The sequence below is a fragment of the Acinetobacter sp. FDAARGOS_494 genome, assembly GCF_003812225.1.
Taxonomy (GTDB): Bacteria; Pseudomonadota; Gammaproteobacteria; order Pseudomonadales; family Moraxellaceae; genus Acinetobacter; species Acinetobacter baumannii.
Map to the genome: position 1 here is coordinate 2502765 of NZ_CP033866.1, position 13946 is coordinate 2516710.

Genomic DNA, 13946 nt, shown 5'->3' on the forward strand with positions numbered 1-13946 from the left:
AAGAGGTTTTTAAAAAGCTGATTAAGAGCTTGTGTCGACAGAAGTAATCACTGACATACCAGGGCGTAAGTGTTCCATTCCTTCCTGATTTGGGTCAATGGTAATACGCACGGCAATCCGTTGAACGACTTTGGTAAAGTTTCCTGTTGCATTATCCGGTTTTAGTACACTGAACTCGGAACCCGCGGCCGGAGAGATTTGTTCAACATGACCTGTAAATTTTTTATGTTTCATTGCATCGACTGTAAACCACGCTTTTTGTCCAATTCGCATATTGGCAATTTGGGTTTCTTTAAAGTTGGCAATCACCCAAGTTTGCTGTGGAATCAGATAGAGTAACTGTGATCCTGCGGCCACATATTGCCCAACACGAGGGTTTACTTCACCAAGTTGTCCATCCATTGGAGCAACAATAACACTATAGTCTTTGGTGGTTTGAGCTTGGTCTAACTGTGCTTTAGCACTGGAAACTTGTGCTTCTAAGCCTGCTTCTGCGACTTGAGCTGTTTTAAGTGCTTCTTTGGCAACTAGAACATTGGCCTCTGCCTGTTTAAGGGCTGCAAGATTATTTTCGGCATCAGCAGCGGCTTTATCTTGCTCAGATTTAGAAGCTGCTCCACTATTCCCTAGCTGTTGATAGCGTCTAAGCTGTGCTAAAGAAAGTTCATATTGAGCCCTGACTTGTTCTACTTTAGCCTGCGCAGCCACAATATCTGCTTGTTTTTGAGCAATTGACTGAGTTTGATTGGCTAAAGTATTTTTGGCCTGTTCTACCCCTGAAGCCGCTTGTGCTACTTTTTGGTCATAAGTGGTGGCATCAATATGCATTAATACTTGACCCTTTTTAACATGGTCAAAGTCTTTTACCAATACATCTTTAACATAGCCATTAATTTGCGAGGATAAAATGGTAGTTTTACCTTTAACATAACTATTGTCAGTTTGCTGCACACTTGTGGCAAAAGGCCCAATTCTCCATGCCCACAAAATCACTAAAATACCGATAATAAGCACACCCAACATCCATAATAGGGTTGAGCGTTTTGTCGGAATCAGTTTACTTGCAGGTGCAGGTGCAGGTGCAGGTGCAGGCGTTGGCTCATTATTAGATGTTTGAGCAGGGGTTTGTTCCGGTTTATTTTGATCATCTGACATATATCAATCTCAATTTCTATTTCATCAATAACATAAGCCGTTAAGGGCGGCTAATTCCTCTGCGTTGTAGGTATTTACTACGTGCAATATTAAATCCGCCCCATAAGAGTAAGGCGACGGCAAAAATACCGTTTAATGCAATCACATCATTGTAAGCACGGACCTGAGCTTCACGAGTAACCACTTGATTAAGTGAGCGCATAGACTGAGCTGTTTGTAATGCGGGGTCATTTGTTGTGATGGCTGCACTACGTTGATAGGTAGAAAGCCTTTGAGCAACTAGTGGGTCAGCTTGTTCCAAATCTTTAATAATCTCGACTTGATAGTTTTGTGTACGATGTTGTTGATAGGTCGAGAAAAAAGATGAGCCAACAAGGCCACCAAATGTTTGGGTTGCAGAGAATAAGACAATAAAAGTCACTACATACGAAGGACCTTTAGCCAAAGTTTGCGCAAATCCAATTAGAAGTAAAGGACCGATAAACAGGCCGCCGGCAAAGCCTACTAAAAACTGGCTTGCAAAGAAGTTTGAAGGCCGTACATCGCTCGTAAGGTGATAATCTAGTCCACAGGCAATGAGAATCAAAAACTCTGCAAAAAGTAAGTGAAAAATAATTCGTTCACGCGAGAAAGTAAGCGCACTAAATAGAGTTCCGCTTAAAATCCCCACCAATATGACCACATAGAGTGGAACAAATTGGTCTGGACCCATTCCCATAGTTTTTAGGAAATTAACGGCTGCATAACTTTGTTCTGACATTAAAAGACGAATGGCAAAAGCACCAAAGATAAAGCGTAGGGTTGAGGAGGCGCCTAACCAACGTGTCATAATTAATGGATTGGCACGATAATGTTCATAGATCAAACCTAAAACAACTAAGCTAAAACCTGCAATTAATACATAAGCAAGCCATTCACTGTTAAACCACCACAAGATTGGGCCTTGTGTCAGCACAATACATAGACATGCAAAACCTGGCGCCAGTAAAGCAAAGGTGAAGAAATCCTGTTTTTCGAAAACATAGATTCGTAAGCTACGTGGTAATTTCAAAGAAACCACCATTGCTAAACAACAAAGTGCTAAGCCGAGTTCAAAGGTGTAAAGAACAGACCAACTGTCTGTACTCACAAGAAAAGGGGAAATAATCCAGGCGAGCGGTACACCTAACTGCTGAAAACCAAAGGCAATATATATACCTTTTGCCATGTCGGCTTTTTTAAAAGCTTGCATGGTGTAATACATACCTAAAGAGCTAAGTGGTGCGCCAGCTAAACCTGCTACAACCCGAGCGAACAAGGCCATTTCATAGGTATGCACAAAAATGTGCAAAACCAGCACGGCAATAAAAATAACAAGTCCTATTTCTGAAAAGACTCTCAGACCATATTGTTGCCTAGCTTTAAACAAAATCAGATTCGAACTGACATTGGCCATTACATAAGCAGCAGGAAGCCAAGCGGCTTCAGAAGGTGTCAGGCCATACTCACCTTGGATTAAGGGCAAATTTGCCGTAATGAAACCATTACTTAAGCTTGCTGAAATAGCGACAAACAGACCAATAAAAAAATAAAGAAATCGCTTAGGTACAGAATGCGCAATCGCTGCTGGCGAACCAGGTAAAGTCGGTTGTTCTTCTGGTGTCCAGTCAGGTGGCGTTTCTAAATAACGAGGCGTTTTACTCATTCTATCCCTCGAATTTTTTGTACTTGAATACCATGAAATAGTAATTCAATTGCTCGTTTCGCTAAGCGGGTCTGTTCTTCAGGTTCATGTCCTTGAAATGAAGAACCCAACATTGCTGTGACCATTGCATAGTCATCAGCAGTTAGATCAGCTCGGCACAGTTTTTGTTCTATTGCATTTTCAATCAGTGGCTTAAGTGCATTATTTCGCCGTTCATAAATTTTTAGCATAATTGGATCTTGTCGATCAATCACTCTCCAAAAATCTTGTAAAATTGCGAGCTTGGGAAGTTGTGCAATATGTCCTTCAATTAAACGAAATAAACCATCTTCGAATTGTTGAAAATGAGCAGCTTTTTGCTCTAGCTGTGTAATCGCACGCTCTAAAAGGGCGCTAATTAAAGCCTTTCGGTCACAAAAGTTGCGGTAGAACGTCGCTCTACCTACACCTGCATGGTCAATCACGACTTGTAGAGGGACATTAATACCATGAATACGAAAGCATTCCTCGGCTGCATTGAGTAATTCATCCCGATTATGGGCTGCAATTTTTTGACGTTTACTCATGTCACTGATTTGGAAAATTTAAAGATGATATATTTAACGGACATTTTTGTCCGTTGTGAATAGCTAAATTGTAAAAACATGAAAATTCAATTTTTATAATTTATCTCTTTTCCATTTTTATATGTGTCATAAAAAGCTGCTAGAATATCGCGCAATTGCATGATGTTAGGTCAATACAATGTTTGAGTCCCTTATTCCTCTTTTTTCAATTGCGATGGCATTGATGCTTGGAGCAATAAGTCCTGGGCCAAGCTTTATTTATGTGGCGCAAAATTCAATATCTAAATCACGTAAACATGGCTTGTTTACGGCATTAGGGACGGGCACGGGTGCAGCTCTTTTTGGCTTTTTAGCAGTTATGGGGTTACAGGCAGTTTTATTGGCAGTGCCTTCAGCTTATCTAATTTTAAAAATTGGTGGTGGGCTGTATTTGCTTTGGCTTGCTTTTAAAATTATTAAACATGCCAAAGAACCAATTGCCATGGAAAATGATGCCAAATCGAAAATGACTTATAAACAAGCCTACCGATATGGTTTGATTACTCAGTTAAGTAATCCGAAAATTGCTGTTGTACTAGCGAGTGTTTTTACTGCTTTACTGCCAAAAGAAATTCCAAATTATTACTACGTCGCATTACCGCTCATTTGTTTTATGATTGATGCAGGTTGGTACTCATGTGTAGCAATGCTTTTATCTTCAGAGAAGCCTCGAAAAATGTATTTAAAAGCAAAAACGGGTGTTGACCGAGTGGCTGGAAGCATTGTTAGCGTATTGGGCTTAAAGTTAATCTTCTTCAAATGATAAATCTTTAATTAAAATATCTAAAAAATATAAAGCCAACTCTTTGTAGTCTGGCTTTATTTTTGCGCAAAATATATACAAATTGAAATATCTTTTTTAGCACTTAAATATTTAAAAAGTGGTAACTTAATTAATAAAACAAAAAGAAATGAGGATCACGTTATGAAAAAACTAATGGTGAGCATTTCGGTTGTTTTTTTCATCTTAACTACAGGATGTGAGATGAGAACAACAAGTAAACAGCAACCTTCAAATGAACGGGCGATGAGTATTGCTGGTTCTCCGGTTTATGAAAAAGACTACAAAATTCCCGATTTACAAGCCAATAATCATGAGCAATCTAATTATTAATTGATGGATAGAATGTCTCACATATAGCACTTTAAATGTACTCAGTGTAGATAAGCCTGCTTATTTTAAAAAGTAGGTTAGAAATAAAAAAGCTCCCAATGTAGGGAGCTTTTTTTATATGTAGGCGGATTAAGAAACTTTATCGCCAGGTTTTGCACCGCTATCTGGTGAAATAATGAAAATACCTTCACCATTTCCGGCAGCAAGTACCATACCGTTTGAAATACCAAAACGCATTTTACGTGGTGCAAGGTTAGCCACCATAACGACCAATTTTCCTTTTAGGTCTTCTGGCGCATATTGACTACGAATACCACTAAATACATTACGTGGTTCAGCTTCACCTACGTCTAACGTCAATTGAAGTAATTTATCTGAACCCTCAACTGTACCTGCCTCAACGACCTGAGCAACACGTAAGTCAACTTTTAAGAAGTCTTCAATACCAATAATTTCAGCTTCACCAACTGCTGGAGTAGGGGCTGCTTTTTTCTCGGCAGATTTCTCTTTTTTCGCTGATTTAGTTGCTTGTGGAGCAGGAGCACCTAAAGACTCTTTAGAAGCATCAACCATGGCTGCAACAGCTTTTGGATCAACACGCTGCATAAGAGGTTGGAACTGTGCAATCTCATGGCTTACAAGAATTTGTTTACGTGACTCGAAATCGAAGCTTTCAAGTTTTAAGAAATCTTGAACTTGCTGAGCTAAAGTTGGCAGTACTGGAGCTAAGTACACTGCTAATTGACGGAATAAGTTGATACCGACAGAGCATACATCAAGAACTTGTTGTTCTTGACCTTCTTGTTTAGCCAGAGCCCAAGGTTTTTTCTCATCAATATATTGGTTTGCGCGGTCAGCAAGCGCCATAATTTCACGGATCGCCGTAGAGAATTCACGCGCTTCATATGCAGCAGCAATTGAATCACCAGCATCAATAAAGCTTTGTACTAAGTCAGATTCAGCACATGTACTTGATAGCGTATTGTTAAAACTGCTGTTAATAAACTTAGCACAGCGACTAGCAATATTAACCACTTTACCCACTAAATCTGAATTTACTTTCTGAACAAAGTCATCAAGGTTCAAGTCAGAGTCTTCAACTTTATCTGAAAGTTTAGAAGCAAAGTAATAGCGTAAATACTCTGGGTTTAGATGTTGTAAGTATGTCTCGGCTTTAATGAAAGTACCGCGAGACTTAGACATTTTTTGTCCATTTACAGTCAAGAAACCATTTACGAATAAGCCTGTTGGAGTGCGATAGTTCGCCCCTTCAAGCATCGCAGGCCAGAATAAAGCATGGAAGTAAACAATGTCTTTACCAATAAAGTGGTAAACCTCATTTTGACTATCTTTCTTCCAGAAATCATCAAAGTTTAAATCTGGGCGCTTAGTTTTGATATAGTTTTCAAAACTAGACATATAACCGATTGGGGCATCTACCCACACATAGAAATATTTATTCGGTGCATCCGGAATTTCAAAACCAAAATAAGGAGCATCACGAGAAATATCCCAGTCTGCTAAACCTGCTTCAAACCATTCATCCAATTTGTTAGCAATTGAAAGAGGTAAGCGACCTTCATCGCGGGTCCATTTTTGCAAATATTCAGCAAAGTTTGGGAGCTTGAAGAAATAGTGATCTGATGATTTTTCAACTGGTGTTGCACCACTTAAAGTCGAACGCGGATTGAGTAACTCAGTCGCATTATAAGTTGTACCACATACTTCACATGAGTCGCCGTATTGATCTTCTGACTTACATTTTGGGCAAGTACCCTTAATGAAACGGTCAGATAAGAACATACCTTTTTCCGGATCAAATAATTGAGTTACAGGTCGGACTGCAATATTGCCAGCTTCACGGTTTTTAATATAGATATCTGTTGAACGAGCTTTGTTCGCATCACTATGAGTTGAATCATAATGATCGAAATGTACGCCAAAACCATCAAAATCACGAATGTGTTCTTTTTGAACATTCGCGATTTGCTCTTCTGGGCTAATACCATTTGCTTCGGCACGTAGCATAATTGCTGTACCGTGAGCATCATCCGCACATACATAAGTCACGTCATGACCCATTGCCCGCATGGCACGAACCCAGATGTCTGCCTGGATATAACCGAGTAAATGACCCATATGAATTGGACCATTGGCATAAGGGAGGGCATTGGTGACTAAAATTTTACGCACGGATCTCATTCTCTCATTCGTATTTATAAGGTGGAAGATTTTAACTGATGCAGGAAGATAAGCAAAGATTAATAATCTTTGACTAAATATAAGAGGTATCTATAAAAATGGACTTAAAGCCAGAAGTTATTTCTCTTTAGAACAGATAAACAAATCAAAAAATATTTGAATCTTCCTGTATTGTCTTTGTTTCAAATTGCAGTTACGGTCAGAAAATAAGCCATAACGATGTATAACTAATAACTTATTCAGGTAATTTTTTTAATTAACGATGAGGATAACAACGATGACTACTGAAAATAAATTAGATGAATTAAAGGCAAAAGCGGCTGATGCAAAAGTACAAGGTGAAAAAGCTTTGGACGATTTAAAAGAAAATGTAAAAGAGAAACAAACTGCGGGTAAAGAAGCAGTTGCAGATAAAGTAGATGAGCTAAAGACCAAAGCGGCCGATGCAAAAGTACAAGGTGAAAAAGCCTTGGAAGATTTAAAGGAAAATGTAAAAGAAAAACAAGCTGCTGCAAAAGAGGCAGTTGAAGATAAAGCTAATGATTTGAAAGGCAAACTTGATGATGCTCAGCATAGCCTGCAAGATAAGTTTGACCATTTACGTACTGAAGCAGCGCATAAACTTGATGATGCTAAAGCCAAAGCTGCAGAATTAAAGGAAGAGGCGGCTACAAAATTTGATGAGTTAAAAACTCAAGCAACTGCAAAATTTGATGAGTTGAAGAAAACAGCTACCGAAAAACTTAATAAATTGAAAAATCATGATTCTGCTGAATAAGCTGATTTAAACTAAAATCCGTACTCCTTACCTAAAAGATGAGTTCTGAAGTTAGTAATTATTCATCCCAAGGTGAGCGAGTGCGGAGCAATACTGTTACACTATCTCCATTAAGCTGTAATGATCTGTTTTTGGAGTAAACAATATGTCTTGGCTTTCTTCATTAAAATCCGTTTTTTCACCCGCACAAGAAGTGAAAGAAGAGGAAATCCAAACCGTACTCCAAAATTATTTATTGCCAGATTCAAAAGATGCTTTAAAAGAGCGCATTAGTCAGCTTCAAGTGCAAGGTCGTGTTTTACAACTCACCATTAATACTTTCCCAGACGAAAAAGAATACTTGCAGCAAATTCATGATGATTTAGCTGGTGCTTTGCAAAAGTGCGGTATTGAAGAACTTAATTTACATGTAGTTCAACAAAAGCGCCCTACACAAGAGAGTTCGGGTCAAAGTTGTTCATCTAAAGCACCGAAAGAAAATTCAAACCTACCTCCTGTGCTTGATGCTTCACCTAAGTCTGAACCGGATCCAAATAACCCACCAATTCAGAAAGCAGCGCCGCAACAAAGAGATGTGCCACTTCATCCTCGAATCAAGAATGTTATTTTAGTTTCATCAGGTAAAGGTGGTGTTGGTAAATCGACAACAACGGTCAATTTGGCGCTTGCCTTACAAAAAATGGGACTTAAGGTTGGGGTATTAGATGCTGATATCTATGGGCCAAGTATCCCGACCATGCTAGGTAATGCTGGTAAAACTCCTCTTATTGAAAGTGAAAATTTTGTACCGTTAGATGCTTACGGTATGGCTGTACTTTCTATTGGACATCTAACTGGCGATAACAACACACCTGTTGCATGGCGTGGGCCGAAAGCTACAGGCGCTCTAATGCAATTATTTAATCAAACGCTTTGGCCAGATTTAGATGTACTCATGATTGATATGCCACCGGGTACAGGCGATATTCAGCTGACGCTTGCACAGCGTATTCCAGTGACTGGCTCAATCATTGTGACGACCCCACAAAATGTTGCTTTGCTTGATGCGACTAAAGGAATCGAGTTGTTTAATAAAGTTGGTATTCCGGTATTAGGTGTCGTTGAGAACATGTCGACCCACATTTGTTCAAACTGTGGTCATGAAGAGCAAATTTTTGGTATCGGTGGTGGTGATAAGCTTTCCGAGCAATATCATATTCCATTGCTAGGTCGTTTGCCTTTAAATGCTCAAATACGTGAGCATGCTGATCAAGGTAAACCGAGTGTTGTTGCAATGGATGATGCAGCTGATAGTTATATCGATATTGCGAAAGCAGTGTGGCAACAGATTAAAAAAATCCCTCAGCGTGCACGAGATGACAAACGAATCTTTTGATTCATCTGACCCGACTTTAAGTCGGGTTTTTTATTGGCTGGTTAAAAGAAAAATTTAAATTACTGAATCTAAATAACAAAGCTAAACTTGAAATTGGCATGCAGATTGCTACTTTACGCTTCTTTTTCAAAGAAACAGGTGGAAAATGCAATTTAAGTATAGTTTGGGCGTAATCAGTTTATGTAGCGCTTTATTTTTAGTTGGATGTAATGATGACAACTCATCAGTTTCACAAACACCAACAGTTCAGGAACAAAAACAGAAATTACAGCCGATTATTATTCAGGGTGCTTTACCCGTAGAGTCGGAAAGAATGGCTTCAAAGTTAGAAAATAAAACTGTTGAAAAAATAGGTGGCTGGACCTTTTGGAAAGGAACCTACAATGGCTATCCAATGATTATTTCTAAAACACGTATGGGGATGAGTAACTCTGCTGCCGCAACTGCTTTGGCAATTGAACGGTATAAACCGATTGCCATTATTAACCAGGGAACAGCAGGGGGGCACGATCCTGATCTCCATGTTTACGATATCGTTTTAGGAAAATATGCAACCAATATTGGCGCTTTTAGAACGCCTAAACAGCCATTAGGTGGAGGTTCAAACTCACTTACATGGGTTGAGGCTTTTGATGTCTTACCAACAGATGAATCTGACCCTGAACCTATTGCAATTCGTAAATTTGAAGGTGACCAAGAGCTATTAATGGCGGCACATAAAGTACGTTATGATAAAGGTGAAGTGGTTGAAGGAACGATTGGCTCGGCAGATGTGTGGAATAATGAACTTGACCGAATTCAATTTTTCCATGAGCGTTATGGTACCTCAGTTGAAGAAATGGAAGCGGCTTCTGTTGCACAAATTGCAAGCCAGTTTAATGTTCCGTTTTTAGGAATTCGAATTTTATCTAATAATATTACCAATAATGGAGCTTATGACCCTGGTACAGGAGAAGCTTGCCAAGACTACGTGCTTAACGTAGCTGAAGAATATATGAAATCTAAACTACCAAAATAACAATTTAATTTTAGGCAAGAAGATGAATTCTTATAGAGCGTCTTCTTGTTTTTTATGTCCTGTTCTATTTTTCCAGTTTCGAATGACCATCCAACGCCAGAAAATCTCAGTCACTATATATAGTATGGTTGCAAATACAAACGCTTCGACAATGAGACCTGATATTAAAATTTTAGCGAGGCTCAAATCGATATGACCATGACCAAAATGCGTAATCCAACGTGAAATCTGATGAAGCACCCCTAAAAGCATTTTCTTATTTATCATATGCACATGATAAATATGGGCACCAAACCAGAAACCAATATATAAAATAGGTGCTAATGTAAGAGGATTGCTGAGCCAAGCAAGCATTAAACTAATAGGTAAATTAACTTCAAACAGTAAAACTGCCATAACAATAAATACACTATGAAAGGGTATAGGCAGTAAACCGAAAAAAGTCCCTACAAAAATGGCGCGAGTAATAGATTTACGGTTGACATACCAAAGCACAGGATTAAGGGTTTTTTGCCCGAAAATCCTTAAAAATTTCATATTTGTAACTTTCTCTGGAGAAGGAAGCCAAGATTGAAAAAATTGTTTTGCCATAATCATAGGATAGTAGAGCTTAGGAGCTCATATAAACACAAAGAAACAATATATTAATTGAAACTTATTAAAAGCTTAAAAATTAAACTTACTGCGGTAATAATTTATTATAGGCCTTTTTAATGTAAAAATAGATTTAAAATAAAAATACTTATATTACTTAAATACAATTTGGTACGTAAAACGCTGTGACTGACTCAATAGTTTTTTAGCTTAGAATTAATAAAATTTTAATAAATTATTGTTTATAAATAATTTTTAAATTTTATTTCTTAAGATGTTAAAAAATTGTCTTACAATTAGATTTTGCCTTCTAGAATAATATCTATTAATCTGAGATGACTACATTGTGAGGTCATTCAATGATTTCATGGCTTTTTATTGGCTTGGTTGCCACTATTTTACTTACCCCTGGCCCAACAAATACTTTACTTGCATCATCAGGAGTACAAGTAGGCCTCAAAAAATCTGCTAAATTAATTCCGGCAGAAGTTCTAGGGTATGTGATTTCGATTTCAGCTTGGGGAATGTTAATCGGGAAAGTTTCTGCAACGCTTCCTTTATTACCTCCTCTACTTAAATTGCTCAGTGCTTGTTATATTATTTTTTTAGCAATTAAATTATGGCACACGGCAAATCAACAGCTTGAATTAGATCAGCCAACTATTCGCCCACGTGAATTATTTTGTGCAACTTTACTAAATCCTAAGGCATTACTTTTTGCTTCAGCGATTTTCCCTGTTGCAGCGTGGACTAATTTTCATATTTATCTCATTCATATGCTGGCTTATTTAGCTTTAATTACCCCGATTGCCTTATTCTGGATTTTTTTAGGGTCAGTCTTGGCTGCAAATAAAGTACGTTGGTTAAATCAATCAAATTTACAAAGAACAGCTTCGTTGGTTTTAGTTAGTTTCTCAATTCCAATTAGCTATTCTGCTTTATTAAATCTTTAAAAATTTATTCCGGGCTATTCTTAGCGATAAGAGTAGCCGCCATTGTTTTCATAATTGCTTTTTTACGTTAAAGTACGTCGCAATCAATGAAATTACCTTTTGGATAGAAAATACATGGCTATTAAGTCTGATCGTTGGATTCGCGAGATGAGCGAAAAACACGGCATGATTGAACCTTATGCAGAGAATCAAGTCCGTTTTGATAAGAATGGCGAAAAATTGATTTCCTACGGGGTCTCTAGCTATGGTTATGACGTACGCTGTGCCCGCGAATTTAAAGTTTTCACTAACGTACATTCTGCAATTGTTGATCCAAAAAATTTCGATGAAAAAAGTTTTATCGATATTGAGTCTGACGTTTGTATTATTCCGCCTAACTCATTTGCTCTAGCGCGTACAATTGAATATTTCCGTATTCCACGTAATGTTTTGACTGTGTGCCTTGGTAAATCAACTTATGCACGTTGCGGTATTATTGTAAATGTCACTCCTTTAGAGCCAGAATGGGAAGGACACGTTACTTTAGAATTTTCAAATACCACGAACTTGCCTGCGCGTATTTATGCGGGTGAAGGGGTAGCACAAATGCTATTCTTCGAAAGTGATGAAGTATGCGAGACCTCTTATAAAGATCGTGGTGGTAAATACCAAGGCCAAACTGGGGTTACACTTCCTAAGACATAAGTTGTTAAAAATAGATGAGCTTTAAAAATGGGTCACTTTAAGTGGCCTATTTTTTATATATACCTTAAAAAGTGACGTTTATCGGAATATTAATAAGGTACGTTTTCTTTTGTAGAAAATGATATAAAATGATCAAGAATTGATTTTTTTCTTTGATGTGGATCACACAAATTAAAAAGAAGCGAAATCGTAAATATCGGTATTTTTCTTATGTATTTAGTTTAAGAGTACATTAAAGAAAAAGAAGCCAAATAAAAAGAAATTAGATTATGCCCCCAAGGATACGGAGGTCGGTCATGCGACAGTTTACGTCTCTTCAGGTTGCGATATTAGCACTCGGAAGTTTATGCTTTTCTTCAGCTTATGCTGGTTCTACATTAGTTCCAATGTCTGATGCTGAGTTGTCAGCTACTCGTGGTCAGGCATTAATGAGTATGTCTTATATCGCACCTACTGACTCTGCAAATTTAGAAAAACTACGTGACAATAGCAGTAATATTGGTTTTTATAAATTAGGAATGGAAGCCGAGTTAGAAATCAATACTAATATTCGTAAACTACAGTTGGGTTGTGGTGGTGTAAATGGTGCGGGTGGCTGTGATATTGATATTGATAATTTAAGTTTAAGTGGACAGAATTTTGATGCCAATGGTAATCCGCTACCTATGTCTAATGAAGATCGTGCCTCATCTTCGGCTGTTTTAACCAATCCATTCATTGAGTTTGCTGTTAAGAATCCAAACTCAGCATCAACACGTGAAGTAGTTGGTTTAAGACTAAGTGCTGAAAAATTTATTGGACTATTAACAGCAGGTACTGAAAATACAACCACCCCGAATGGGATCAACTCTATTTCGGGTTATATGAAGGTTCAGTCCGATAGTAGTGGTTTGATTAAAGGTTATGCAACAACTTCTGCTACGCGAGATAATTTATATGGCGCAAATGCTGTAACGGGACGTTTACAAGCTTTAGGCTTGGGAGGATTTGCAGAGGTTAGTTTTATTACTTCAAATGGAGGCTTTAATATTCCAGGTATTCAAAATAACTACTTCGAAATTGCTCCTATTCAAGTTAATGGTAACCGGGTTAGCTCAAAGGTTTTATCTGCACCAGTTAAAGTTCCTAATATTTATGTAGGTCACAGTAGCTCGTACCCAGTAGATGGTACGGTACAATATAATGCAGCAGGACCACATGATCCAGCTTATCCTGAACCGACAGGTATTTATACTCAAGGAGGTAAGGTTGAAGCAACGGTAACAGATTGTTCTGTGTTAGCTTGTGCTGTAGCAGGTAAAGGCTCGAAATTTTCTAATGTATATATGAACGGGACAATTTCAAATATTACTGCAAATTTAAATTTAACTCAGTCATTAGGTCTCATTCATAATTTACCGATTAACTCGCCAATGTATTTAGCTCTACAAAATCAAATGTTACAGTGGCCTGGTGCAAAAGCAGATGACGTAGCTCAAAAGGGTTGGTGGATGTCTTTTGCAGACCCGGTTAATATTGGTAATATTATTCCTCAAGATGCGATTGATATTTCACCACTATTTCCACAAATTTCAGCTGCTGTTTCTGCATATTTACAAGCTAACCCTGCGCAAACTTCTGATTTGGGTGGTTTGTTAAAACTGGGTGACTTGGATGTGAATATTAGTACAGTTGATTTAAAAAATAGTCCTCTTACTTTAAATTTAAGTAATTTACAGTTAACCAATCAAAACTTTAAACCAAACTGCCATGGCTCAGGTTTAACTTTTTGTTAAATGCTGAGA

Annotated in this window: 13 protein-coding genes; 8 read left to right on the plus strand and 5 right to left on the minus strand. The window is 37.9% G+C overall.

Annotation, left to right across the window (positions count from 1 at the left end):
- Positions 1-21: 21 nt before the first annotated feature.
- From EG365_RS12060 to EG365_RS12070, 3 genes are read right to left on the minus strand one after another with little or no spacing between them, the layout of a single operon-like run.
- Positions 22-1155: an HlyD family secretion protein gene (locus EG365_RS12060; protein ID WP_001278637.1), complete on the minus strand. Its 1134-nt coding sequence runs from the start codon at positions 1153-1155 to the stop codon at positions 22-24.
- A 40-nt stretch (positions 1156-1195) separates the two neighbouring features.
- Entirely contained in the window at positions 1196-2839 is a 1644-nt protein-coding gene (locus EG365_RS12065) for an MFS transporter (RefSeq protein WP_000047785.1), read from the minus strand.
- Positions 2836-3405, minus strand: coding sequence for a TetR/AcrR family transcriptional regulator (locus EG365_RS12070; RefSeq protein ID WP_000044601.1), 570 nt, complete (start codon positions 3403-3405; stop codon positions 2836-2838). Before EG365_RS12070 ends, EG365_RS12065 begins: the two co-directional genes overlap by 4 nt.
- A gap of 178 nt (positions 3406-3583) precedes the next feature.
- On the opposite strand from EG365_RS12070, the gene EG365_RS12075 reads away from it, so the two are divergent.
- Entirely contained in the window at positions 3584-4207 is a 624-nt protein-coding gene (locus tag EG365_RS12075) for a LysE family translocator (protein WP_000463103.1), read from the plus strand.
- A 162-nt stretch (positions 4208-4369) separates the two neighbouring features.
- Positions 4370-4558 carry an NF038215 family lipoprotein gene (locus EG365_RS12080; RefSeq protein WP_000735804.1) on the plus strand — a complete coding sequence of 63 codons (189 nt, stop codon included), beginning with the start codon at positions 4370-4372 and terminating at the stop codon, positions 4556-4558.
- 129 nt (positions 4559-4687) lie between these two features.
- Here EG365_RS12080 and metG read toward each other — a convergent pair whose 3' ends face one another.
- Positions 4688-6751 carry a methionine--tRNA ligase gene (metG, locus tag EG365_RS12085; protein WP_001226777.1) on the minus strand — a complete coding sequence of 688 codons (2064 nt, stop codon included), beginning with the start codon at positions 6749-6751 and terminating at the stop codon, positions 4688-4690.
- Between the two features lie 286 nt (positions 6752-7037).
- Here metG and EG365_RS12090 point away from each other — a divergent pair, with 286 nt between their 5' ends.
- The 3 genes from EG365_RS12090 (at position 7038) to EG365_RS12105 (ending at position 9931) form a co-directional block, all read left to right on the plus strand.
- Positions 7038-7538: a hypothetical protein gene (locus EG365_RS12090; RefSeq protein ID WP_000206124.1), complete on the plus strand. Its 501-nt coding sequence runs from the start codon at positions 7038-7040 to the stop codon at positions 7536-7538.
- A gap of 145 nt (positions 7539-7683) precedes the next feature.
- Positions 7684-8913: an iron-sulfur cluster carrier protein ApbC gene (gene apbC, locus EG365_RS12095; RefSeq protein WP_000118701.1), complete on the plus strand. Its 1230-nt coding sequence runs from the start codon at positions 7684-7686 to the stop codon at positions 8911-8913.
- A 145-nt stretch (positions 8914-9058) separates the two neighbouring features.
- Positions 9059-9931, plus strand: a complete 873-nt coding sequence (locus tag EG365_RS12105; RefSeq protein WP_001159877.1) for a 5'-methylthioadenosine/S-adenosylhomocysteine nucleosidase — start codon at positions 9059-9061, stop codon at positions 9929-9931.
- 30 nt (positions 9932-9961) lie between these two features.
- Here EG365_RS12105 and EG365_RS12110 read toward each other — a convergent pair whose 3' ends face one another.
- Positions 9962-10528, minus strand: coding sequence for a DUF2062 domain-containing protein (locus EG365_RS12110; RefSeq protein WP_000605100.1), 567 nt, complete (start codon positions 10526-10528; stop codon positions 9962-9964).
- 356 nt (positions 10529-10884) lie between these two features.
- On the opposite strand from EG365_RS12110, the gene EG365_RS12115 reads away from it, so the two are divergent.
- The 3 genes from EG365_RS12115 (at position 10885) to EG365_RS12130 (ending at position 13937) form a co-directional block, all read left to right on the plus strand.
- Entirely contained in the window at positions 10885-11478 is a 594-nt protein-coding gene (locus EG365_RS12115) for a LysE family translocator (protein ID WP_000626780.1), read from the plus strand.
- A 114-nt stretch (positions 11479-11592) separates the two neighbouring features.
- Positions 11593-12162, plus strand: coding sequence for a dCTP deaminase (gene dcd / locus EG365_RS12120; protein WP_000985728.1), 570 nt, complete (start codon positions 11593-11595; stop codon positions 12160-12162).
- A gap of 296 nt (positions 12163-12458) precedes the next feature.
- Entirely contained in the window at positions 12459-13937 is a 1479-nt protein-coding gene (locus EG365_RS12130) for a hypothetical protein (RefSeq protein ID WP_001248739.1), read from the plus strand.
- Positions 13938-13946 lie beyond the last annotated feature (9 nt).